Here is a 23,575-nt window from a genome sequence, read left to right as displayed (position 1 = left end):
CTCCCCGGAATCGAGCTGGATTTCGCACCATACCTGCCATCGCGACTCATCCAGGTACGTACCGCGGAGGCGTGGCGTTCACCTCGGGCGGCGACCGGGACCGGGCAGGAAGGACGGCCCGGCTTTGCAAACGCTCACTCAACAGCGCTGCTGGCGGCCGGAGTTGGCCGTGGCGCCGCGCGGGCGGAACGGACGACGGCGGCTCCCCCGGTGAGCCGTCCCACACTGTGGGCCGGTCCTCGCCGGGGGAGCCGCCGTCGTGGAGCGGGGCCGGTCCGGCCCCGAGGGTCAGCGCCGTCCGGAGGGACGGAAGACCAACTCCAGCACCTCCTGCAGCGTGCGCTCCGGATCGCGGTCCGGACCGTCGGCGCGCCAGGCCACGAATCCGTCCGGGCGCACGAGAACCGCGCCGTCGGGCTTGGTGCCGTGGACCTCGGCCCAGTCGGCTCCGTCCTCGGGCGCGAGATCGTCGTCCGCGCCGTCTCCCACGCGGAAGCACCGCAGTGGCATGTCGAGCCGGTCGGCGAGCGCGAGCCCGGCCGCGTGCCACGCGGAACCCTCGGGGCCGGTGAGCAGAACGGGCGACTCCTCGTAGAGGTCGAGGGTTGACACCCTCTCCCCTGACCTGCGCAGCCACATGTGCGGGGCACGGGTGCCCGGGGCGCCGTCGATCTGCATGCGGTCCGGTACGACCGGCTGGTCGCGGTCCGCGCCGTGGAGCGCACCGTGGAGGTAGCGGTATCCGAGGGCGACGGTGAGGACGCCGCTCTGCTTGCCGGCTCCTGCCCCGGGCGCCGGGGAGTAGCCGGGGTGGCTGTGCTCGGCGGACCGGGCGGATGCGCGTGCGCTGGTCGCCTCCGCGACGGGGCGGCGCTCGGCCTCGTAGCTGTCCAGGAGCCCGGGGCCGGCCCAGCCGTTCAGCACGGCCGCGAGCTTCCAGGCCAGGTTGTGCGCGTCCTGGATGCCGGTGTTGGAGCCGAACGCGCCGGTCGGGGACATCTCGTGGGCGGAGTCGCCGGCGAGGAAGACCCTGCCGGCCCCGTACCGCTCGGCCACCCGCTCCGCGGCGTGCCACGGGGCCTTGCCGGTGATCTCGATGTCGAGGTCCTGGGTGCCGACCGCGGTACGGATGTGCCGCGCGCACCGCTCGTCGGTGAAGTCCTCCAGGGTCTCGCCCGTCTCAGGGTGCCAGGGCGCGTGGAAGACCCAGTGCTCGCGGTTGTCCACGGGGAGCAACGCACCGTCGGCCTCGGGATTGGTCAGGTAGCAGGCGATGAAACGGCGGTCACCCACCACGTCGGCGAGGCCGGGGGCGCGGAAGGTGATGCTCACGTTGTGGAAGAGGTCGCCCGGGCCGGACTGGCCGATGCCGAGCTTTTCGCGTACGGGGCTGCGCGGTCCGTCCGCGGCGATGAGGTAGTCGGCGCGCACGGTGTGGTGCTCCCCGGTCTCCCGGTCCTTGACCACCGCGGTCACGCCGTCCTCGTCCTGGTCGAACGAGAGCATCTCGCTGGAGAAGCGCAGGTCGCCGCCGAGCTTGCGCGCGCAGCGCACCAGGACCGGCTCCAGGTCGTTCTGGCTGCACAGGCACCAGCCGCTCGGGCTGAAGCGGGCCAGCCCGCCGCCCGGATCGATCTCCTTGAACAGCCATTCCTGGTCGTCGCCGGTCAGTGATCCCGCCTGGAGGATGCCGTGGTTCTCCGCCAGGATCGAGGCGGCCTCACGGATCTGGTCCTCCGCACGGGCGACGCGGAACAACTCCATCGTGCGAACGTTGTTGCCCCGTCCGCGGGGGTGTCTCGAGGTGTCCGAGTGCTTCTCGACCAGCATGTGCCCGATGCCGAGACGCCCCAGGAAGAGCGAGGCGGACAGGCCCACGAGGGAGCCGCCCACGATGAGGACCGGCACGCGGTCTTCGACCTTGTGATTCATGTGCTCAAGCTCCAGCCGCCGGGGTTGGCAATGGATTGGCAATGAAATCTCCATGCCCGACGGGAGATGTTTCGTTCACCCGTTTCACCCGCTTGGACCACACCATTCGCGCCGCCTGTAGGACCGGCACATGATCGATTCCGTTACCAGGATTTCGATGCCCCTCATCCGCGCGGGGAGCAGGGGGCCGCTTCGCTCGCGAAGGAGTTGCCAAGATGACAACGCTGTCGGAACGGGTGTCCCAGTCGGCCTTCGACGGTTCAAGGCTCCGGGTCATTCTGCTGCTGGACCTTCAGGACGGTGCGCAGCAGCGCTTCCTGGAGGCGTACGAGCACCTGTGCAGCCAGGTGGCGAGCGTCCCCGGGCACATCAGCGACCAGCTGTGCCAGTCGATCGAGAACCCCTCGCAGTGGCTCATCACGAGCGAGTGGGAGAGCGCACCGCCGTTCCTGGAGTGGGTCAACAGCGAGGATCACGTGCAGATGGTGCGGCCGCTGCACAGCTGCGTCCGCGACACCCGCTCGCTGCGGTTCAGCGTGCTGCGCGAGACGCCCGAACTCCCCTCCCTCGCCTCCGACCCGGCCAAGTTCGGGCGGCTCCAGCGCGAGCCCCGTATCGGCGACGGCATCGTCCGGCACGCCCTCACCTTCACCGTCAAGCCGGGGAGCGAGGACAAGGTCGCGGAGATCCTGTCCGGATACGTCTCCCCGCCCGCGTACGTCGACGACTCCACGCGTCTGCTGCGCACCACCCTCTTCATGCACGGCAACCTCGTGGTCCGGGCCATCGAGGTGCAGGGCGACCTCGTCGCCGCGCTCGGTCATGTGGCCCGGCAGCCCGAGGTGCAGGCGGTCGAGGAGGCCATCAACCCGTTCCTGGAGCTCCCCCGCGATCTCCACGACCCCGACTCCGCGCGGGTGTTCTTCACCCGGGCCGCCCTTCCCGCGGTGCACCACGTGGGCTACTCCGGGAGCCCGTCGGAGGGCGGGGAGCGTCACGCGCTCTACTACGCGGCCCGGGAGGGCTGCGGTATGGCGGTGGCCCGGCTGCTGGCCCGTCAGGACGAGCTGGCCGCGGACGACCCCACCAGTCCCGTGATGGGCAGCACGGTCTACCAGCGCGATGACATCGTTGTCCGGCAGATCGACCTGCGGGTTCCGCTCGAGAAGGACCCCGTACGGGCGCTCGGTATCAGCGGCACCCGCAAGGGCCCCGTCCTGGGCCGTCTCGTCGACACGGGCGGCGACGGCGAGCTGTCGACCGACCGCGAGATCGCACGGTTCCTCGCACGCGCCGACATGAAGCTGATCACCGACCGCCCCGCTCCCACTTCCTGAGCCGGGAGTCCCGTACGCGGGACCGCTCCCCGGTTCCCCGGCGACCCCGGCTCCCGCGGGCGCCGCCGCCCCTCACGTCGTCAGCCCAACGCCACCTTGGAGGTAGGCCATCATGACCAAGCCCGACCCACGCATCGTGGACCTCAGCGAGACCCAGCCCAACCGCCGGCGCGGTGGCGACCTGCGCGCCATGCTCACCCCCACGGCGGTCGGCGCCACGAGCGGCTTCATGGGCCTGGCCATCATGGAGCCGGGTGAGCGCATCGGCGAGCACTACCACCCGTACTCCGAGGAGTTCGTGTACGTCGTCTGCGGCAAGCTCGAAGTGGACCTGGACGGCGAGCCGCACCCGCTCAAGCCCGACCAGGGGCTGCTGATCCCCCCTCACATGCGCCACCGGTTCCGCAACATCGGTGACACCGAGGCCCGCATGGTGTTCCACCTCGGCCCGCTTGCCCCGCGGCCGGAACTCGGCCACGTGGACACCGAGGGGACCGAGGACACGGGTCAGGCCGGTCCGCCCGAACGAGCGGAGAAGGTTTCGTGACCCGCCGCGTGGCGGTCACCGGCGTCGGCGTCGTCGCCCCGGGCGGCGTGGGGATACCGGCGTTCTGGGACATGCTCGCGGCCGGGCGTACGGCGACACGGGGCATCACCCTCTTCAACCCGGAGGGCTTCCGCTCCCGTATCGCCGCCGAGTGCGACTTCGATCCCACGGCGCACGGCCTGGACGAGGAGACGATCCGACGCGCCGACCGGTACGTCCAGTTCGCGATGGTGGCCGCGGACGAGGCCCTGCGCGACTCCGGCCTGGAGCCCGAGGCGGAGAACCCCTGGCGCATCGGGGTGTCCCTGGGCACCGCGGTCGGTGGCACCACGCGGCTCGAGCACGACTACGTCGCCGTCAGCGCGTCGGGGCAGCGCTGGGACGTGGACCACCGGCAGGCGGGCGACCATCTGCACCGGGCGTTCTCGCCCAGCGCGCTGGCCTCCGAGGTCGCCGAGCGGATCGGCGCCCGCGGTCCGGTGCAGACGGTCTCCACCGGCTGCACCTCCGGGCTGGACGCGATCGGGTACGCCTTCCAGGCCATCGAGGAGGGCACGATGGACGTCTGCGTCGCGGGCGCCTCGGACTCCCCGATCTCCCCCATCACGGTGGCCTGCTTCGACGCGATCAAGGCGACGTCGCCGAACAACGACGACCCGGAGCACGCCTCCCGTCCCTTCGACGCCCACCGCGACGGTTTCGTCATGGGCGAGGGCGGCGCCGTGCTGATCCTGGAGGAGATGGAACACGCCCGTGCACGGGGGGCGACCGTCTACTGCGAACTCCGCGGCTACGCCACGTTCGGCAACGCGTACCACATGACCGGACTGACGCGTGAGGGCCTGGAGATGGCCGAGGCGATCAACGTCGCCCTCGACCACGCACGGATCAACAGCTCGGACGTCGACTACGTCAACGCCCACGGTTCCGGCACCCAGCAGAACGACCGCCACGAGACGGCGGCGGTGAAGCGGTCGCTGAAGGACCACGCCTACGAGGTGCCCATGAGCTCCATCAAGTCGATGGTGGGCCACTCGCTGGGCGCGATCGGCGCGATCGAGGTCGTGGCCTGCACCCTGGCCCTCGACCGGCAGGTCGTGCCGCCGACCGCCAACTACGAGACGCCCGACCCGGAGTGCGATCTGGACTACGTACCCCGGACGGCGCGTCCGCTCTCGCTGCGCACCGTGCTCTCGGTGGGCAGCGGATTCGGCGGCTTCCAGTCCGCCGTGGTCATGACGCGAGAAGGCGGGAGGACACGATGAGTCCCCAGCACAAGCGCCGTTCGGTCGTCACGGGCATCGGCGTCGTCGCCCCCAACGGGGTCGGCACCGACGCCTTCTGGAAGGCGACGCGGGAAGGCGTGAGCATCCTCGACCGGGTCACGCGCGAGGGGTGCGAGGACATGCCCCTGCGGATCGCGGGCGAGGTCCGCGGGTTCGACCCGGCGCTGCTGATCGAGGAGCGCTTCCTCGTGCAGACGGACCGGTTCACGCACTTCGCCATGGCCGCGGCCAATCTCGCCCTGGAGGACTCCGAGCTCCACCGGGCCGACCACGGCGGCTCCCCGTTCGCCGTCGGGGTCGTGACCGCCGCCGGTTCGGGCGGTGGCGAGTTCGGCCAGCGGGAGCTGCAGCGTCTGTGGGGCAAGGGGTCGACGTACGTCGGCCCGTACCAGTCCATCGCCTGGTTCTACGCGGCCAGCACCGGCCAGGTGTCGATCCGCGGCGGGTTCAAGGGGCCGTGCGGTGTGGTGTGCAGCGACGAGGCCGGTGGTCTCGACGCGTTCGCGCACGCGGGCAGGATCATCCGCAACGGCACCCAGGCGGTCGTCGTGGGCTCGGCCGAGGCGCCGCTCGCCCCGTACTCGATGGTCTGCCAGCTCGGCTACAACGATCTGAGCCGGGCCGGTGACCCGGCGCGGGCGTATCTGCCGTTCACGGCCGACGCCTGCGGGTTCGTCCCGGCCGAGGGCGGCGCCATGGTCGTGGTCGAGGAGGAGTCGGTGGCCCGCGGGCGCGGCGCGCGCGTGCGGGGTGTCGTCGCGGGGCACGCCGCGACCTTCACCGGCGCGTCCCGGTGGGAGCAGTCCCGCGAGGGGCTGGCCCAGGCGATCCGGCTGGCGCTGGAGGACGCGGGGCTGGCTCCCGAGGACGTCGACGTGGTCTTCGCGGACGCGCTCGGCGTGCCGGAGGCGGACCGCGCCGAGGCACTGGCGATCGCCGACGCGCTGGGCGCGCATGCGCGGCGCGTACCGGTGACCGCCCCCAAGACCGGTACCGGCAGGGCCTATTGCGGCGCTCCGGTGCTGGACACGGTCGCCGCGGCCCTGTCGATGGAGCACGGCGTCGTGCCGCCCACCCCCAATGTCGTCGAGGTGTGCCACGACCTCGATCTGGTCACCGGCGTCGCACGCGTCGCGGAACTCCGTACGGCGCTGGTGCTCAGTCGCGGGCTCATGGGCAGCAACTCCGCCCTGGTGATTCGGCACGCCGCCGACACCCCTGCGTGAGAACCGTCGCGACTCGCGAAGAAGGAGACACGTCATGAACGCACAACTGACCTTCGACGAGCTGGCCGCGCTCATGAAGTCCGGCGCGGGCCTCACCGTCGACCCGAGGGAGCTGGAGAACGAGCCGGACGCGACCTTCGCCGGATACGGCCTGGACTCGCTCGGCCTCCTCGGCATCGTCGGCGAACTGGAGAACCGGTACGGCGTATCGATGCCCCAGGACGCCGAGAAGAGCAAGACCCCGCGGGACTTCATCGACCTCGTCAACAGTGCACTGACCTCAGGAGCTTGAGATGCCCGGACACACCGAGAACGAGATCACGATTGCCGCTCCCCTGGACCTCGTCTGGGACATGACCAACGACCTGGAGAACTGGCCGCAGCTGTTCAGCGAATACGCGTCGGTCGAGGTGATCAAGCGCGAGGGCCAGAAGACGACCTTCCGCCTCACCATGCACCCCGACGAGAACGGCAAGGTCTGGTCCTGGGTCTCCGAGCGGACGACCAACCGCAAGGGCCTCCACGTCAAGGCCCGCCGCGTGGAGCCGGGTCCGTTCAAGCACATGGACATCAAGTGGGAGTACGCGGAGGTGCCCGGCGGCACGCGGATGCACTGGACGCAGGACTTCGCGATGCGCCCCGAGGCGCCGGTCGACGACGCCGGGATGACGGAGATGATCAACCGGAACTCCAAGATCCAGATGGAGCTGATCCGGGACAAGATCGAGCAGCGCGCCCGCGAACGCGGTGTGCAGGGCGCGCCCGTCCTTCCCAACTGAAGCCGGCGGGACCGGCCGGCCGCCGCACCCCTTCCGCGCGGCGTCACCGGCCGGTCCCGCTGCCCCGGGGCCTGTCGGGGTCCCGGGCCCGTGCTCGTACCAGCCCTACCAGGCCCGTACAGACAAGGACTCTCCATGCAGCACCGTGCACTGATCGTCGCCCGGATGTCGGAGCACTCGGCGACGGACATCGCCGAGATCTTCGCGGACTCCGACCGGGGCGAGCTGCCGCATCTGATCGGCGTCACCGGGCGCAGCCTGTTCCAGTTCGGCGATGTGTACCTGCATCTGATCGAGGCCGACCGTGAACCCGGCCCGGCCGTCGCCAAGATGACGGACCACCCGGAGTTCCGGGGCATCAGCGACCGGCTGTCGGCCTTCATCAACCCCTACGACCCGGCGACCTGGCGCAGCCCCAAGGACGCCATGGCCCGTGAGTTCTACCGCTGGGAGCGCGACGGAACCGGGTGAGGCACAGCCGGAGAGCTTGGAGGTACGCCCGACATGGTGCTTTACGACGACCGACCGGCCGACCCGCCGGCCGAGCGACCGCAGGAGTGGGTGCGGTGCACGCGCTGCGCCGGGCTGGTGTACGGCAAGCGATTCGGCAGGACCCTGAGCGTGTGTCCGGACTGCGGCTGGCACGCCCAGTTGACGGCCCCTCAGCGCCTGGACCAGCTGCTGGACCCGGGCTCCGCGTCACCGGTGGACCATGTGGAGCCGGTGCACGACCCGTTGGGGTTCCACGACACCCGCCCGTACGCGGAACGGCTGGAGGACGCGCGGGCCACCACGGGTCTGCGTGAGGCCATGATCTGCGTACGGGGCCGGATCGAGAGCCGTCCGGTGGTCGCCGCCGTGATGGACTTCCGCTTCCTGGGCGGCAGCCTGGGGTGCGGAGTCGGCGCGCTGATCGCCGAGGCCGCCCGCACATGCGTGCGCGAGCGCACCCCGCTCCTGCTGGTGACCGCGTCGGGCGGCGCACGCATGCAGGAGGGCGTGCTGTCGCTGATGCAGATGGCCAAGACGTCCCAGGCGATGGCGGAGCTGGACGAGGCGGGCATCCTCACGATCTCGCTGATCACCGACCCCACGTACGGCGGTGTGGCCGCCTCCTTCGCCACGCTCTCCGACGTGATCATCGCCGAGCCGGGGGCCCGGCTGGGCTTCGCGGGGCCGCGGGTGATCGAGCAGACGACGGGAGAGCGTCTGCCGGAAGGTTTCCAGACCGCTGAATTCCTGCTCGAACACGGCATGGTGGACGACGTCGTACCGCGGTCCGCCCTGCGCCCGACGCTGGGGCGCCTGCTGTCGCTGGGGTCCCCCGCCCGCCCGGACGCGGAGGCTCAGGGAGCCTCGCCCGCCGGTGCGGGCGCGATCGTGCGCGGCACGGACGAGGTGCGGCCGCGGGAGGCGTGGGACGCGGTCCGCCTCGCCCGGCACCCCAACCGTCCCACCGCGGCCGACTACGCGGACCACCTGCTCGACGACTTCCATGTGCTGCACGGCGACCGGCTCGCCGCGGACTGCACCGCGATCGTCGGCGGCCTCGGCCGCCTCGGCGGGCGCCCGGTGATGCTGATCGGACATCACAAGGGCGGTCCGGGGCTGGCCGAGCGGCAGCGCCACCAGTTCGGCATGGCGACCCCAGCCGGCTACCGCAAGGCGGCCCGGCTGATGCGGATGGCCGACAAACTCGGGCTGCCGGTCGTCACGTTGATCGACACGCCCGGTGCCAACCCCGGCCCGGAGTCCGAGCGGAGCGGCCAGGCGATCGCCATCGCGGAGAATCTGCGGCTCATGTCCCAGCTGCGTGTGCCGGTCGTCGCCGCGCTCATCGGCGAAGGCGGCAGCGGCGGGGCACTCGCGCTCGCCGTCGCGGACCGGGTGCTCGTCCTGGAGAACGGCGTGTACTCGGTGATCAGTCCCGAAGGGTGCGCGGCCATCCTGTGGAAGCAGGCGGACGCGGCCCCCACGGCGGCGGCGGCACTGCGCCTGGACGCACGGGAGTTGCTGCGTATGGGCATCGTGGACGGTGTCGTACCGGAACCGGAGGGCGGCGCCCACCAGGACCACGCGAAGGCGGCCGCACTGCTCGGCGCCGCGCTGCACACCGCCATGGACGAACTCACCCCCTGGGAGCCCGGCCGGCTGATCCGCGAGCGGAGAAGCCGGTTCGACCGCTTCGGTGTCGAGGCGACCATTCCCGTCGGAACCGGAGGAGGTTCATCATGACGCTGGACGCCAAGAAGGAGCACCATGAGAACGGTCAGCGCCTGTCGTTCACCGGGAACGGCTTCACCGGCGCCGATCTCACGCCGCTCGGCCACGCCAATCTGGAGTCCGTCTGCCGGAGCGTGATGGAGCTGGCGAAGGCCGCGCCGCGGCCGCCCCTGAAGATCAAGCTGCAGCACGGGCACATGACCGTCGAGATGGAGTGGCCCGACCCCGCCGCGCCTGCTTCGGCCGTGACGGTGGACGGAGCGGGCCCGGACGCGGCACTTCCGCAGGCGCCCGGGGCTCCCGCGGCCGCCCTGCGGTCCGCGTCCGGCGCCGCGGCCGCTGCCGCCGTGGACGCCGCGGCCGCCGCCCAGATCCCGCCGGCCGACGAGGGGCTGATGTACCTCCTGGCGCCGACGGTCGGCACCTTCTACCACGCACCCGAGCCCGGCGCCCCGCCGTTCGTCGCGGTCGGCGACATGGTCAGGCCCGGCCAGCCGATCGGGATCCTCGAGGTCATGAAGATGATGAGCACCATCGAGGCCGAAGCGGCAGGACGGGTCAAGGAGCTGTTGGTGCAGGACGGTTGCCCGGTGGAGTTCCAGCAGCGGCTGGTCTCCCTGGAACCGCTCTCCGACGCGGAGGCCTGATCCCATGTTCAGTACCGTACTCGTCGCCAACCGGGGCGAGATCGCTCTGCGGATCGCCCGCGCCTGCCGTGAACTCGGGATCAGAACGGTGGCTGTGTACTCCACCGCGGACCTCGACTCGTCCGTGGTGCGCTTCGCGGACGAGGCGGTGCACATCGGCCACTCGCCCTCGAAGGCCAGCTATCTCAACGCGCCCGCGATCATCGAGGCGGCCAAGCTGTCCGGCGCCCAGGCCATCCACCCCGGCTACGGATTCCTGTCCGAGGACCCCGACTTCGCCGAGATCTGCGAGGCCAACGGCATCACCTTCATCGGACCGTCCCCGGAAGTCATCCAGCGGCTGGGCGACAAGGCCGAGGCCCGCGCCGCGATGGCGGAGGCGGGCCTGCCGGTCCTGCCGGGCAGCACCGGTGCCGTGGCCACGGCCGCGGACGCCAAGGAGATCGCCCAGCAGACCGGATATCCCGTGATCATCAAGGCCGTTGCGGGCGGCGGGGGCCGGGGCATGGCGGTCGTGCGCGACCCCGACGACCTGCTCGCCGCATACCGGGAGACCCGCGCGCACGCACGGGCGGTCTTCGGTGACGACCGGGTCTACCTGGAGCGCTACATCGAGGACGCGCGCCATGTCGAGGTGCAGATCCTCTGCGACCGGCACGGCGCCGCCGTCCACCTGGGCGAGCGGGACTGCTCGGTCCAGCGCCGGCACCAGAAGCTCGTCGAGGAGGCACCGGCGCCGAACCTGCCGGAGGAACTGCGGGCGGCGATGTGCGAGTCGGCCGTACGGGGCGCCGTCGCCGCCGGATATGTGGGCGCCGGCACGTTCGAGTTCGTCGTGACGCCGTCCCGCGAGTTCTATCTCATGGAGATCAACTGCCGTCTGCAGGTGGAGCATCCGGTCACCGAGATGCTCACCGGGATCGACATCGTCCGGGAACAGATCCTCATCGCCGCCGGCCTGCCGCTCGGTATGAGCCAGGAGGACGTCGTACGGCGCGGGGTGGCGATGGAGTGCCGCGTCAACGCGGAGGACCCGGCCCGCGGCTTCGCGCCCACGCCCGGCCGCCTGACCGAATTCGTCCCGCCGGGCGGGCCGTTCGTACGGGTGGACACCCACAGCTACCCGGACTGGCTGATCGGCCCGGACTACGACTCGCTGCTGGCGAAGACCGTCGTCTGGGCGCCGGACCGCGAACAGGCCATCGCCCGCATGGACCGTGCCCTGGAGGAGTTCCGCGTGGACGGCCACGGCGTACGGACCACGATCGGCTTCCTGCGGCGCACGCTGGCGCGCGCCGAGTTCCGTGCCGCGCAGCACACGACGGGACTGGTGGGGAAGATGCTCGACTCCGAGGAGGACGAGAGCGGGAACGCGCGCTGCACGGCGGAGGAGCCGACCGCCGTGTAACGGCTGCACGGAACACATAGGCCGGGTGCCGGAGAGAACTCTCCGGCACCCGGCCTCTTCGCTGCGTCCTCCGCCGCCCGGCTTCAGCCGCCGGGCACGGTGCTCTCGAGCGCGTGCAGATACGCGTTGACCGGGTGGACCGCGCCGACCTGCAGGCCGGCGTCCGTCATCCGGCTGACCAGGCTTTCCCGGGTGTGCTTCGCACCGCCCACGTTGAGCAGCAGAAGCAGGTCCATGGCAGTCGTGAACCGCATCGACGGGGTGTCGTCGACGAGGTTCTCGATGACCACGACGCGGGCCCCGGGGGGCGCGGCCTCGACGACGTTGCGCAGGGTCCTGCACGTGCTGTCGTCGTCCCACTCGAGGATGTTCTTGATGATGTACATGTCCGCCTGGACCGGGACCTCCCGGCGGCAGTCGCCGGGAACGATCCGGGCGCGGGAAGCGAGAGGGCCACCGTCCTTGAGCCGGGGGTCCGCGTTCTCCACCACTCCGGGCAGATCGAGCAGCGTCCCGCGCAGCTGCGGATGCTTCTCCAGCAGACTGGCGAGGACGTGTCCCTGGCCGCCGCCGATGTCGACGACCGAGGACACCCCGGTGAGATCGAGGAGTTCGGCGACGTCCTCCGCGGACTGCCTGCTGGAGGTCGTCATGGCCCGGTTGAACACCTGGGCCGACTCCGGCGCGTCCTGGTGGAGGTAGGTGAAGAACTCCTTGCCGTACAGGTCCGAGAAGACACTCTTCCCGGACCGCACCGCCTCGTCCAGCCGCGGCCAGGCGTCCCAGGTCCACGGCTCCGTGCACCACAGGGCGATGTAGCGGAGGCTGTTCGGCGCATCGTCCCGCAGCATCCTGGACATCTCCGTGTGGACGAACCGCCCGTCCCCGGTCTCCTCGAAGATCCCGTAGCAGGACAGCGTGCGCAGGAGCCGTCGCAGCGGCTGCGGTTCGGCCTTGATCGCCGCCGCCAGCTCCTCGGCCTCCGCGGGCGTCTCGTCCAGGGCATCAGCGACGCCCAGTCGCGCCGCGGCGCGTACGGCCGCGGCACACGCCGCCCCGAACACCAGCTCGCGCAGGCGCATCGCCGGTACGGGGGTGGGACTTACGGTGGTCATTCCGCTTCCATTCTTCCGGTGAAGCCCGCTACGGGAGACCCGTTACGGGAGTCGGCACAGGCCGGAGGGCTTGGAGACCTGGCAGACGTTGTTGATGAACCGGTTGTCGTTCCCGGGCTGCTGGTCGACCAGGTCCGCGGGACGGTTGCCCAACGCCACGTTGTCGCTGATGACATTGCGCTCGTTCGTGGCACCCACGAAGCTCTTGAACAGGACGATGCCGCCGGACAGCGGAGATTCGCCGCGGTTGTTGCGGACGACGTTCCGCGTCACCAGGGTCTGCTCGGTGCCGGTGAGCACGATGCCGGAGCCCTGGATGTAGGGGAGGCGGCTGTTGCCGGGGCAGTACCGGTTGTTCCGCTCGACGACGTTGTGGCGGATGGTCATGTCACCGGCCGGCGGGTTGCCCTCGTCGCCGACGACGAACACGCCGCCGCAGTTCCCGCTGATGCTGTTGGCCTGCACGGTGAGGTTCCTGACGCGGCGCAGGGTCACGCCGATCCGGTTGCCCACCAGGCGGTTCGCGGTCACCGAAGCGCCCCGGGTGTCGAGGCCCCCGCCTTCACGGTCGACGGTGTTGGCGATGAAGATGCCCGACTCCTTGTTGTCCCGGGCGACGTTGGCCCGGAACCGGCCGCGGGTCGACCACTGCTGGGCCATGCCCCACTGGCCGTTGGTCCGGGCGTTGACCCGGTGCACACTCAGCCGGTCGGTCCAGGAGGCCCACAGACCGTTCTTCCGGAAGTCGGTGACGGTCAGATCGCCGATGCTGACGCCCTCGACCGGACGGTTGGACCTGCCGATGACGCAGATGCCGTTGCCGTCCGTGGCGCAGGTGTGGGCGGACCGGGTGGACGTGCTGCGGGGCGCGCCCGTGAGCACCGTGTCCCGGCCCGAACCGCGGATCGTCAGATGCGACGTCGTGATGAGCACGCTCTCGCGGAACGTGCCGGGCCTGATGAGGATCGTGTCCCCGGGCCGGGCGCGGTCGACGGCGCGCTGGATCGATTCGCCGGGGCGCACGATGTGCGTGTCGTGGCGTGTCTTGGGCGCCGGGCTCGCGTCCGCGGGCGCTGCTGCGCCCAGACCCGTCACTATGACGGCAGTGGTCCAACCGAGGCACTTAATGCGGCGTTTAGTCATGCAAGCGAAGCTATGACCGATTTGAACCGCTCGCCACATTTCGTGATCGAACGGGTGCGCACCGTACGCGCCCCGCGACCGTTCCGCATCCACGGCGAGAGCCCGGTCCACCACCAGGCGGAATTCGCGGCGAGGGAGCCGTCTACGACGCGGGCGGCCTGCCCGGCTCGTCTCCGCCGGGCTCGTCGGCCGCTCGCGGAGCGACGGGCCGCGGGTCGCGGACCGGATCCGCGTACGGCTCGGGAGCGGTCGGCCCGCCCGGCATCTCTGCCGTGAGCCACGCCGCGAGACTGGGCGGCAGGAACCAGGGTCGAACACCGGGGACGGTCACATGAGGCCAACGGTGTGACACTCCTTCGCGACACCCGTCGGCGGCCACGAGACGCCCAATGCCACCCGAACGGCTCTTCAGGGTGCGGCGCCTGCCGGCCGGTCAGGGGCCGGGCTCGGCGCGGGATCAGGCTCGGCGTGGAGCCGGGGCGGGCGCCGTACCGGGGTGTCAGGGCTTGCGGCCCACGACCCCGTACTGGGCCACCTCGCCTGTCCCCTCGGCCGCATCCGGGTCCGGCCGCCAGCGGGCGCAGGAGACGATCCCCGGATCCAGGATCTCCAGTTGCCGGAAGAAGCGCGCCAGGTCCTCCCTGCCGCGGGCGACGATCGGCGGCGTGGCGTTGTCGTTCCAGAACCGCATGGCCTCGGCGTTCCCCTCGCCTCCGAGCTCCAGCGTCGGGTGGGTGACCACGAGGTGGCTGCCCGGAGGTACGGCGTCGAGCAGCCGGTCGACGACGGCCTGCGCCTCGGCGGTGTCGAGGACGAAGTTGAGGATGCCCAGCATCATCACGGCCACCGGCCGGCCGAAGTCGAGGGTCCGTGCGGCGGCGCGGAGGATCGAGTCCGGGTCGTGGGCGTCCGCGTCGACGTAGTCCGTGGCGCCGTCGGCGGAGCCGGTGAGCAGGCGGCGGGCGTGGGCGAGGACGATCGGGTCGTTGTCGACGTAGACGATCCGGGACTCGGGGGCGATCCGCTGGGCGACCTCATGGGTGTTGTCGGCGGTGGGCAGGCCGGTGCCGATGTCGAGGAACTGCCGGATCCCGGCCTCACCCGCCAGATGGCGCACGGCCCGGCGGAGGAACGCCCGGTCGGCCCGCGCGACCTCGCCGATGCTGGGGTACAGGGACGTCACCCGGTCACCGACCTCGCGGTCCACGAGGTGGTAGTCCGTGCCGCCGAGCCAGTAGTTCCACACCCGGGCGTTGTGCGCGAGACCGCCCGCGCCCCTGGCCGGCTCCCCCGGTCCCCCGCCGCTCTCCGTCACGTTCCGCCTCCCCGCGTCGTCGGCTGCCATCATGCCGTTCCGGGCAACGGCCTTTCCATGAGGCGCAGTTGTATCGGCGCGCCGCCGCCGATCGCCCAGGCGGCGCGGTCAGTCGCTGACCTCGAACCACACCGACTTCCCTCGCCCACTGGGTGACTTGCCCCAGGCGGAGGCCATGGTCTCGACGATGACGAGGCCGCGGCCGTGCTCGGAGTCGGTGTCCGCCTCGTCCGTGAGCGTGATGGGCGCGGGCATGGGGGGCCGGGGGTCGGAATCGCGTACCTCCACCCGTATCCGGTCGGGGTACTCGCGGAGCCGTACGTCCACGTCACTGTCGGCGTGTATCAGGGCGTTGGTCACCAACTCCGTGGTCAGCAGCTCGGTTTCCCCGCAGAGATCGTCCCGCCCCCAGTGCATCAGCGCCCTGTTGACGAAGCGCCGGACCTCCTTGACGGCCTTCAGGTCGTGGCGCTGGACGGACATCCGGGTCACGCGCCGCTGCGTGCCCGGCAGCGCGCCGTCGTAGCGCGCCAGCAGCAGCGCGACGTCGTCGTCCCGCCGCCTGGCCTCGCCACCGGTGATGGCGGTGAGGCGGTCGGCCAGATCCTCCAGGCGCCGGCCGCCGTCGTCGTGCAGGACGTCCCCGACGCGCCGCATGCCGGACGCGAGGTCCAGCGTGTGGGAGTGCACCAGGCCGTCGGTGTAGAGCGCCATGACGGTGCCGGGCGGGAGCACCAACTCGCCCGAGCGGTACGGGATGTCCGGTGTGACACCGAGGGGGACGCCCGTCGGGACGTCCGGTGTCACGGCCTGTCCGCCGGGGCTGCAGATCACCGGGGCGGGGTGCCCCGCACAGGACACCTCGGCGGTGCCCGCGGCGGTGTCGATCCACACGCAGCAGCAGGTGGCGAACAGGTCGGTACCCAGCTCCGCGAGCAGCCGACTGGTCCGCCCCAGGACGTCGGCGGGGCCGTGGCCCTCGGCGGCGTAGGCCCGTACGCCGCTGCGGATCTGGCCCATGACGGCGGCGCCGGTGGGGCTGTGGCCCTCGACGTCGCCGACGACGAGCCCGACCTTGCGGTCCGGCAGGGTCAGGACGTCGTACCAGTCGCCGCCGACCGATCCCCCGGCCGCGGCGGGGAAATAGCGGGCGGCGGTGTCCAGTTCGGCGATGTGCGGGAGCTTGTGCGGGAGCAGACCCTGCTGGAGGCCCTGGGCCAGGGCGTGTTCGGCCTCGAAGAGGCGGGCGCGCTCCAGCGACTGGGCCAGCAGCCCGGCCATGGTGACGAGCGCCGACCGTTCCTCCGCGCCGAAGCGTCGGGGGTAGGCGAAGCCCAGGACGAGTGTCCCGATCCGCTGGCCCCCGCTGACCAGCGGCAGCAGCGCGCTCGCCTCCATGTCCTGCGCGAACGGGCCGAGCCGGTCGCGGGCCGGTGCGCTCTCGTCCTCGAGGAAGAGCGGCTCCTCGGGCGCCAGCACGTGCTGGTCGAGTTCGTCACCGCCGGGGGACACACGGGCCAGGGGGCGGATGGTGTCGGGCGGATACCCGGCGTACCCGACCACATGAGGGCGGCCCGCGTCGAAGGTGAGGACGGCCGTGCACTGGGCGCCGACGGGCTCCATGATGCGGTTGACCACGGCCTCGATCACATCGGTCAGCCGGGACGCCTCGGCGAGCGCGGACGCCAGCTTGTACACGTGGTAGAGGAGCGAGACCCCCGACGCCTCCGCATCCGCGTACTCCCCCCGGTCGGAGGTCTGCCGGTTCTCCGGCAGGAGGAAAACGGGGGCCGAGGACCCGCGCACCGCGACGTAGTGTTCCCCGATCCTCTCCAATTCGCGTGCGAGATCCGCCGCCACCCCCAAGCAATAGGACAATTCCTCGTATGGAATGTCGCGCGGTCCCCGCGGCGGCACCCAGAGCATGGTGAGCACCGCGGAAATACGGCCGAATACCCGGACCGGCGTGGAGACCACGGTGTAGGAGAAAGGCATGGTCACGTCGAGCCGGGAAGGGAAATTCAGCGATTCCGGGTGGGAGAGAACGGCCTGTTTTCCGGTGCGTTTCGCCTGCGCCGCCGTGTACCTCTCGTCCTCGACGGACATCCGCTCCACGGTCGTGAAGATGGACAGCGGGCCGCCGACGACGACGGCCGCGGAGAGCGCCCTGCCGCTGTCGACAGGGACGTAGGTGATGGCGCTGCTCGCCCGGAGACGGTCAACGGCCGGGCGCAGAACCGCGGCCAGAGCCACGTCCGGGCGCTGCGCAACGGTCTGCGGCCCGGGCGATCGCTGTCTGCGGCCGGCGTGCACTGACCGCCGGTGACCGTGATCCATCATGAAGATGCTCCGCACACACATTGGCGGACGGCCTCGCGTACATCGTCTCACAGGGCCACTCACCGCACCTTTGATCCATTTCACAGGGCTTTGCCCCTGTGAGGCGTGCCACATCAAGCCCCGGACCGCGTCGTGAAGCGGTGATGGGGCAGCAGGCTGAGGCAGTCACCGGAATCCGCCGGTCCGCTCCAGGGAGCACCGCGCACCGCACACCGTGCACGTCCAGCCGTCGTACGTCGCAGCCCTGCGGCGGCCACGGGGCGCCGCGGTCCGAGGTCGGGGCGTGCGGAGGTCGGGGGCCGGGCAAGGAGCCCGGGCACCAGCACCCAGCCCTGGCACCGTGCCGGATTCCGCCGCGGATCGCTCCCGGCGGACCGCAAGGCAGAAAGGCGCGACAGACCATGGGCCCCTTCGGACGAGCCGCGGCATTCTCCGCCCTGTGCGCCGCCCTTCTCCCGCTGACGATGTCCGGGCCGGGAACTCCGTCCGCGATGGCCGGTGGCCGCAATGCGGCGGAGCGCCCCGACGCGGGGATGTCCCCGGCGATGTCCACGGCGCTGCAGAAGGCGGGAGCATTGTCGTCAGGACATCTCTCGGTCGCCGTTCTGGATCTGGACAGCGGGGCGTCGGACCAGTACGCGCCGTCGGACCGTGTTTTCGCCACCGCCAGCATTGTCAAAGCCGATATTCTCTCCGCCCTTCTGCTCAAAGCCCAGGACGAAGGCCGTACGCTCACCGCCCCCGAGCGCGCCGACGCCGATCGCATGATCCGCGTCAGCGACAACGACGCGGCCAACCGCCTCTGGAACCGGATCGGCGGAGGCGACGGTCTGACGCGGGCCAACCAGCGGCTCGGGCTCCTCGCCACCACCCCCGGCCCGACCTGGGGCGTGACGACCACGACCGCATCCGACCAGCTCGAACTGCTGCGGGCCATCACCACGGACGACTCCCCGCTCACCCCCGAGAACCGCGCCCGTCTCCACGACCTGATGACCCGCGTGCAGACCGACCAGGCGTGGGGCGTCTCGGCCGCCGCCGACCCCGGTTCCGTCACGGCGCTCAAGAACGGCTGGCTGCCGCGGACCGCGACAGGGCTGTGGGTGGTGAACAGCATCGGCGAGGTGCGCCACGACGGCCACCGGCTGCTGGTCGCCGTCGTCTCCGACGGGCACCGCACGATGGACGTCGGTGTGCAGCAGGTGGAGGCCGCCGCCCGGGCGGCCACCGACGTGGTGACCGACTCGGCCTGACCGCCCGCCCGTTGGGCCGGCCCCGCGGCCGGACGGCTCGCCACCCTGCCGCGGGGTGAGAACCCTCAGCCCGCGCCTGCGCGACTGAGCCCCGCCCGGGTCCGGCCCGCGCCTCAGCGGTACGGAGCCGCACCCGCCGTAACCGTCAGTCCAGAGCCCGCAGGAACGCCGCCGCCACCGGCCCCGCGTCCTTGCCGCCCGAGCCGCCGTCCTCCACCAGGACGGCGAAGGCCAGATCGCCCCGGTAGCCGATCATCCAGGCATGGGTCCGCGGCGGGTTCCTGGTGCCGAACTCCGCGGTCCCGGTCTTCGCGGCCGGACGGCCGGAGATCCCGCGGAGCGCCGAGCCCGAGCCCTCGGTCACCACGGCACCCATCAGCGACCTCAACTGCCGTACGACGGCCGGGTCCAGGGCCTTCGTGGTCCGGTGCCGGGTCTTCACCGCATCGGGCACCAGCACCGGCTGCGCGAACGAGCCCGACCGTACGGTGGCCGCGACGGACGCCATGACGAGGGGACTCGCCTCCACCCTCCCCTGGCCGATCATGCTCGCGGCCTTCTCCTCGTCGGTCGTGGCCTCGGGCACGCTGCCGTCGAACGTCGCCGCCCCGACGTCCCAGGTGCCGCCGATGCCGAACTGCCCGGCGGTCTCGGCCAGTCCACCGTCCCCGAGCCGGTCCGCCAGTCCGATGAACGCCGTGTTGCAGGACTGCGCGAAGTCCTTGCGGAAGGTGGTGCCCGAGGGCAGGCCGAACTCGTCCTGGTTCTGGAACGCCCGGCCGCCCGCCGTGACCGTACGCGGGCAGGGCACCGTACTGGTCGGCTTCACCCCGGACCGCAGCAGCGCCGCCGTCGTGACGACCTTGAACGTGGAGCCCGGGGCGTAGCGGCCGCCGAAGGCCCGGTTCTCCGCGGAGTCGGGGGTGTTGGCGACGGCCAGGATCTCGCCGTTCGCCGGGCGCAGCGCCACCAGGGCCGCCTTCTTCCTCACCTTGGCGAGGGCCTTCTCGGCAGCCGCCTGGGTGTCCGGGTCGATCGTGGTCCGGACGGGCTTCCCGGGTTTCGCGGGGCTGCGGTAGAGCGGGCGCCCGGCTTCCTCCACCTCGTTGACGGCGCGGACGACGACGGACGGGCGGCCGGCGAGCTGCCTCTGGTAGCGGTACTGGAGTCCTGACGTGCCCACCTCGTCGGTGCCTTCGGCGTACGGTCCCGCGTGGGTGAGCGTACGGTCGGTGGCGGGCTGGACCGTGCCGATCAGCGGCCGGGCCGTGGTGGCGACGGCGCGCGGGTGCTCGTAGAACTGGAACCCGGGGATGGGCAGCAGGTCCTCTCTCACCTTGCGGTACACGTCGTCCCGGAGAGTGATCACCGGAACCGCCTGGTCCGGCTTCGCCGCTTTCACTCGCGACTTCAGGGCGCCGGTGTCGATCTCGGTGCCGAGGTCGGGGTTCTTCAGTGCCCGGTAGGCACGGTCGGGATCGCTGAGCTTGGCCGGCCAGATGCGGATGTTCCACACGCTGCCCTCTGGCGCCAGGTTCTTCCCGTCGGCGGCCAGGATCCCGGCGCGGCGCGGCAGCTCGCGCTCGCGCACCAGCCGCATGAAGGGCTCGTCGAGCGCCGGGTGCAGGACCGAGGGGGCGAAGTGCACCTTCCACTCGTCGCCGGACTTCCGTACCTCGGCACCGGACCCGTACGCCCAGGTGCCCGCTCCGCCGAGGGTGAGCCGGACGCGGAAGGGCACGCGCGCGGTCCCCTCCTTGCTCCCGTCCTTCTTCTGCCCGGGCGTGAACTGCGCCTTCTTCAGCCCGAGTTCGCGCCACAGCCGGGTCAGTTCGGCTTCGGCCGTGCTCGGGTCGTCGGTGTACGAGGCCGCCTTCTTCGTGTCGCCGTCGGCCCAGGCGGCGAGGAAGGACGCCGCAGCCTTCGTGGCCGGATCCTGGTCGGCGTCGCAGCCGGCTGCCAGGCTCGCGATCGCGGCCACCGCGAGGGCCGCCGCTCCGGCGCGTACGGCGGGAGCGGTGCGGGGGTGTCGCATGAGCGCTCTTCTCCTGGGTCGGGCCGGCGGGAGACCGGGACTGGGCGGAGGACGGGGACGGCCTACGAGGACAGGTGCCCCGCGCGCCGCCGTATGCCGCCGCTCTCCCCCGGATTTCACCCGACGCCGGGAGACCGGCGGAAGGGGTCGGAGGGATGCGGGGCGGCAGCCGGAAGGGCCCCCGCCGGGACAGAACGGAGGAACGGACCGGGGCTCGGGGAGCGACCACCCCCCGGGATACGGTGGGGCCGCCGGACAACATCCCACAGCTGAACCGGAGTCCGTCTCACCATGGATGAACCCGTGACCGCGACGGCCCCGCACACCGTCCGGCGTCCGATCACCTCGCAGTGGTGGACCGATGTGACCTTTCTGCACTGGCCCGCCGACCCCGCCGCCGTGGCCCCGCTGCTCCCCCGCGGCACCCGCCCCGACCTCTTCGAGGGCAGGACGTATGTGGGGCTCGTGCCCTTCCGCATGGAGCGCGTCGCGATCGGCCGCCGCCCGGCGCTCCCCTATCTGGGCACGTTCGCGGAGACGAACGTCCGGCTCTACAGCGTCGACGCGCACGGACGGCGAGGCGTGGTCTTCCTGAGCCTGGACGCGGCCCGGCTGCTGCCGGCCCTCGCGGGGCGGGCCGGATTCCGGCTGCCGTACCGCTGGTCGTCGATGCGGATATCCCGGGACGGGAACCGCATCACGTACACCGGGACACGGCGTCGGATCCCCGGGGCGCGGCCGGGGACTCAGGATCGGCGGACCGGCGGCGAGAGGGCCGCGTCGTACCACGTGCAGGTCGAGGTGGGCGCACCGCTCGACGAACCGACCGATCTGGAGACGTTCCTCACCGCTCGCTGGGCCCTCCACGTCGACTGGTACGGCCGTACCCTCCGCCTGCCGAACGCGCACCCCGCATGGCCGCTGCACCGGGCCACCGTCCTCCGCCTCGACGAGGATCTGATCGTCTCGGGCGGTCTTCCGGCGCCGGTCGGCCCGCCGTGCAGTGTGCTCCACGCCCCGGGCGTGCCCACGCTGTTCGGCACACCGGCTGCCGTGGAGCCCGCGGGCTAGCAGCCGCGCACCCTCAGACACGGCATCCCCAACACGCCGAGGCACGGGGGGAATTCGTCAGCGTTCCGGTGACCGCCGGGGACGGGATCCGGCAGATTGGGCGCCATGACGAATGATCAGGTTCCCCCGCCGAGCATCGACACCAGCCTGCCCCACTCCGCCCGCATGTACGACTACTGGCTCGGCGGGAGCAGCAACTTCGCCGCCGACCGGGCGCTCGGCCAGGCCTTCGAGCAGGCGATCCCCAGCATCAGGACCATGGCGCGGGAGAACCGCCGGTTCCTCGGACGGGCCGTGCGCCACATGGTCGAAGAGGCCGGGACAACCCAGTTCCTCGACATCGGCACCGGCATCCCCGCGCCGGGCGACACCCACTCGGTCACCGAGATCGTCGCGCCGGACAGCCGTGTCGTCTGCGTGGACAACGACCCGATCGTCAACGCTCACGCCCAGGCTCACGCCCGTAGGACGGCGGCCGAGGGCACACCCTCCCGGACGGTCTACGTGCAGGCCGACCTGCGGCGGCCCGAGGAACTCCTCCGGGCCCCGGAGCTCACCGCCGCGCTCGATCTCGACCGGCCCGTGGGGCTGTTGCTCATCGCGGTGCTGATGCTCCTCGACGACCGGGACGACCCCTGGGCGAGCACGGCCACACTGCTCGACGCCCTCCCGCCCGGCAGTCAGGTCGCCATCACGCACCCGACCCAGGACTTCGACCCGGCGGCGATGGGCGAGGTCGTCAAGGCCGCGGAGCAAGGCCACATGACGCTGGTGCCCCGTGAACGGAGCCAGGTCGAGCGGTTCTTCGGCGACTGGGAACTCGTCGAGCCGGGTGTGGTGCCGGTGATGGGCTGGCGGCCGGACGGCGACCTCCCGGACGACCCCAACGCGGCGTACTACTGGGCGGGCGTGGCACGCAAGCCGTCCTGACCCGCGCGGGGCGGGGCGTCACGGCGTGACGTGCGCGCGGCGGCGCGGCGTCCGAGGGCCTGGTACGCGCGTCGCGCCTCAGGGCTTGATGCCCACGCCCGCCCACAGGCTGACCTCGGCGTCCGTCAGGTCGCTCGTCGCCACCGCGTCGGCACCGCCCTCCGCCGGATGCCAGCGGTGCGGCACCTCGACGCCGGGGTCGAGCAGGTCCAGCCCCGTGAAGAAGGTCTCCACCTCCGCCTTGTTGCGCACCTGCGCCGGGGTGCCGCCGCTGCGGTAGATCTCCGTGACCTTCGCCCAGGTGGGCGGGTCGAAGTCCGGGGTGCAGTGGGTCAGGGCGAGCGCGGAGCCGGACGGCAGCGCGGACATGAGCCGCTCGACGATCCCGTAGGCGTTCTGCTCGTCGGGGATGAAGTGCAGCAGGGCGTTGAGGCTGAGCGCGACCGGCTCGGTCAGGTCCAGGGTCCGGGCGAGCTGAGGGGAGGAGAGGATCGCCTCGGGGTCCCGGGCGTCGGCCTCGATGTACTCCGTGCGGCCGTCGGGCGCGCTGACCAGCAGGGCTTCGGCGTGGGCGAGGACGATCGGGTCGTTGTCGACGTAGACGACGCGGGCGTCCGGTACGACGGACTGGGCGACCTCGTGCAGGTTCGGGCTCGTGGGGATGCCCGTACCGATGTCGAGCCACTGGCGGATGCCGCGCCCAGCGAGGAGGCGGGTCGCCCGGTGCATGAACTCCCGGTTGGTGCGGGCGCACGCCATGATGCCCGGATACACCGTGACGACCTTGGCGGCGGCCGCGCGGTCGGCCGCGTAGTTGTCCTTGCCGCCGAGGTAGAAGTCGTACATCCGGGCGCTGTGCGGCCGGTCCACGCGCAGGTCACGCTGGGGACGCGGGCCCGGGGCTCCGCTCTCCGTCTCCGGGCCGCCGGATCCGTGCGCTGCCATGCACTCTCCTCGGAAGTGGGGGGCGATCATCAGATCGTAGGCC

At 71.6% G+C, this 23,575-nt stretch carries 20 protein-coding genes; 13 read left to right on the top strand and 7 right to left on the bottom strand.

The window, feature by feature from the left end:
• Positions 1-288: 288 nt before the first annotated feature.
• Positions 289-1,932 (bottom strand): FAD-dependent monooxygenase, encoded by a 1,644-nt coding sequence (locus ABZ822_RS18180; RefSeq protein ID WP_360854420.1) that lies wholly within the window; start codon positions 1,930-1,932, stop codon positions 289-291.
• A 215-nt stretch (positions 1,933-2,147) separates the two neighbouring features.
• Between ABZ822_RS18180 and ABZ822_RS18175 the strand changes: the two genes are divergently transcribed.
• The 10 genes from ABZ822_RS18175 to accC all read left to right on the top strand — a co-directional run bounded on the left by ABZ822_RS18175 (position 2,148) and on the right by accC (position 11,385).
• On the top strand, positions 2,148-3,269 hold the full coding sequence (locus tag ABZ822_RS18175; protein WP_360854417.1) for a SchA/CurD-like domain-containing protein: 1,122 nt from the start codon (positions 2,148-2,150) through the stop codon (positions 3,267-3,269).
• Positions 3,270-3,381: 112 nt separating this feature from the next.
• Positions 3,382-3,816: a cupin domain-containing protein gene (locus ABZ822_RS18170; protein WP_360854414.1), complete on the top strand. Its 435-nt coding sequence runs from the start codon at positions 3,382-3,384 to the stop codon at positions 3,814-3,816.
• Entirely contained in the window at positions 3,813-5,081 is a 1,269-nt protein-coding gene (locus tag ABZ822_RS18165; RefSeq protein WP_360854411.1) for a beta-ketoacyl-[acyl-carrier-protein] synthase family protein, read from the top strand. Before ABZ822_RS18170 ends, ABZ822_RS18165 begins: the two co-directional genes overlap by 4 nt.
• On the top strand, positions 5,078-6,328 hold the full coding sequence (locus tag ABZ822_RS18160; protein ID WP_360854408.1) for a ketosynthase chain-length factor: 1,251 nt from the start codon (positions 5,078-5,080) through the stop codon (positions 6,326-6,328). The genes ABZ822_RS18165 and ABZ822_RS18160 overlap by 4 nt, the downstream gene beginning before the upstream one ends.
• Before the next feature lie 34 nt (positions 6,329-6,362).
• Positions 6,363-6,620 carry an acyl carrier protein gene (locus ABZ822_RS18155; protein WP_360854405.1) on the top strand — a complete coding sequence of 86 codons (258 nt, stop codon included), beginning with the start codon at positions 6,363-6,365 and terminating at the stop codon, positions 6,618-6,620.
• Between the two features lies 1 nt (position 6,621).
• Entirely contained in the window at positions 6,622-7,107 is a 486-nt protein-coding gene (locus ABZ822_RS18150; RefSeq protein ID WP_360854402.1) for an SRPBCC family protein, read from the top strand.
• Positions 7,108-7,242: 135 nt separating this feature from the next.
• Positions 7,243-7,578 (top strand): TcmI family type II polyketide cyclase, encoded by a 336-nt coding sequence (locus ABZ822_RS18145; protein WP_360854399.1) that lies wholly within the window; start codon positions 7,243-7,245, stop codon positions 7,576-7,578.
• A 33-nt stretch (positions 7,579-7,611) separates the two neighbouring features.
• On the top strand, positions 7,612-9,342 hold the full coding sequence (gene accD / locus ABZ822_RS18140) for an acetyl-CoA carboxylase, carboxyltransferase subunit beta (protein WP_360854396.1): 1,731 nt from the start codon (positions 7,612-7,614) through the stop codon (positions 9,340-9,342).
• Positions 9,339-9,977 carry a biotin/lipoyl-containing protein gene (locus tag ABZ822_RS18135; protein ID WP_360854393.1) on the top strand — a complete coding sequence of 213 codons (639 nt, stop codon included), beginning with the start codon at positions 9,339-9,341 and terminating at the stop codon, positions 9,975-9,977. Before accD ends, ABZ822_RS18135 begins: the two co-directional genes overlap by 4 nt.
• Before the next feature lie 4 nt (positions 9,978-9,981).
• Positions 9,982-11,385 carry an acetyl-CoA carboxylase biotin carboxylase subunit gene (gene accC, locus ABZ822_RS18130; RefSeq protein WP_360854390.1) on the top strand — a complete coding sequence of 468 codons (1,404 nt, stop codon included), beginning with the start codon at positions 9,982-9,984 and terminating at the stop codon, positions 11,383-11,385.
• An 83-nt stretch (positions 11,386-11,468) separates the two neighbouring features.
• On the opposite strand, the gene ABZ822_RS18125 is transcribed toward accC, so the two are convergent.
• From ABZ822_RS18125 to ABZ822_RS18110, 4 genes are all read right to left on the bottom strand, one after another.
• Positions 11,469-12,500 (bottom strand): methyltransferase, encoded by a 1,032-nt coding sequence (locus ABZ822_RS18125; RefSeq protein WP_360854386.1) that lies wholly within the window; start codon positions 12,498-12,500, stop codon positions 11,469-11,471.
• Positions 12,501-12,542: 42 nt separating this feature from the next.
• Positions 12,543-13,595 carry a right-handed parallel beta-helix repeat-containing protein gene (locus ABZ822_RS18120; protein WP_360854383.1) on the bottom strand — a complete coding sequence of 351 codons (1,053 nt, stop codon included), beginning with the start codon at positions 13,593-13,595 and terminating at the stop codon, positions 12,543-12,545.
• Positions 13,596-14,142: 547 nt separating this feature from the next.
• On the bottom strand, positions 14,143-14,958 hold the full coding sequence (locus ABZ822_RS18115) for an SAM-dependent methyltransferase (protein WP_360854380.1): 816 nt from the start codon (positions 14,956-14,958) through the stop codon (positions 14,143-14,145).
• A gap of 108 nt (positions 14,959-15,066) precedes the next feature.
• Complete coding sequence (locus ABZ822_RS18110) at positions 15,067-17,211, bottom strand: SpoIIE family protein phosphatase (protein ID WP_360854377.1); 2,145 nt, start codon at positions 17,209-17,211, stop codon at positions 15,067-15,069.
• Positions 17,212-17,699: 488 nt separating this feature from the next.
• Here ABZ822_RS18110 and ABZ822_RS18105 point away from each other — a divergent pair, with 488 nt between their 5' ends.
• Positions 17,700-18,551, top strand: a complete 852-nt coding sequence (locus ABZ822_RS18105) for a serine hydrolase (protein WP_360854374.1) — start codon at positions 17,700-17,702, stop codon at positions 18,549-18,551.
• Positions 18,552-18,696: 145 nt separating this feature from the next.
• Here the strand turns inward: ABZ822_RS18105 and ABZ822_RS18100 are convergent, their stop codons facing one another.
• Positions 18,697-20,586, bottom strand: a complete 1,890-nt coding sequence (locus ABZ822_RS18100; protein WP_360854371.1) for a penicillin-binding transpeptidase domain-containing protein — start codon at positions 20,584-20,586, stop codon at positions 18,697-18,699.
• Between the two features lie 291 nt (positions 20,587-20,877).
• Here ABZ822_RS18100 and ABZ822_RS18095 point away from each other — a divergent pair, with 291 nt between their 5' ends.
• A complete protein-coding gene (locus ABZ822_RS18095; protein WP_360854368.1) occupies positions 20,878-21,657 on the top strand; it encodes a DUF2071 domain-containing protein in 780 nt (259 codons plus the stop codon).
• A 105-nt stretch (positions 21,658-21,762) separates the two neighbouring features.
• Entirely contained in the window at positions 21,763-22,587 is an 825-nt protein-coding gene (locus ABZ822_RS18090) for an SAM-dependent methyltransferase (RefSeq protein ID WP_360854365.1), read from the top strand.
• 78 nt (positions 22,588-22,665) lie between these two features.
• Here the strand turns inward: ABZ822_RS18090 and ABZ822_RS18085 are convergent, their stop codons facing one another.
• Positions 22,666-23,532: an SAM-dependent methyltransferase gene (locus tag ABZ822_RS18085; RefSeq protein ID WP_360854362.1), complete on the bottom strand. Its 867-nt coding sequence runs from the start codon at positions 23,530-23,532 to the stop codon at positions 22,666-22,668.
• Positions 23,533-23,575: the final 43 nt, after the last annotated feature.

Source organism: Streptomyces sp. NPDC047108 (genome assembly GCF_040643575.1).
GTDB lineage: Bacteria > Actinomycetota > Actinomycetes > Streptomycetales > Streptomycetaceae > Streptomyces.
Note: the sequence above shows the minus strand (reverse complement) of the source record. Positions and strands in the feature narration are given on the sequence as shown.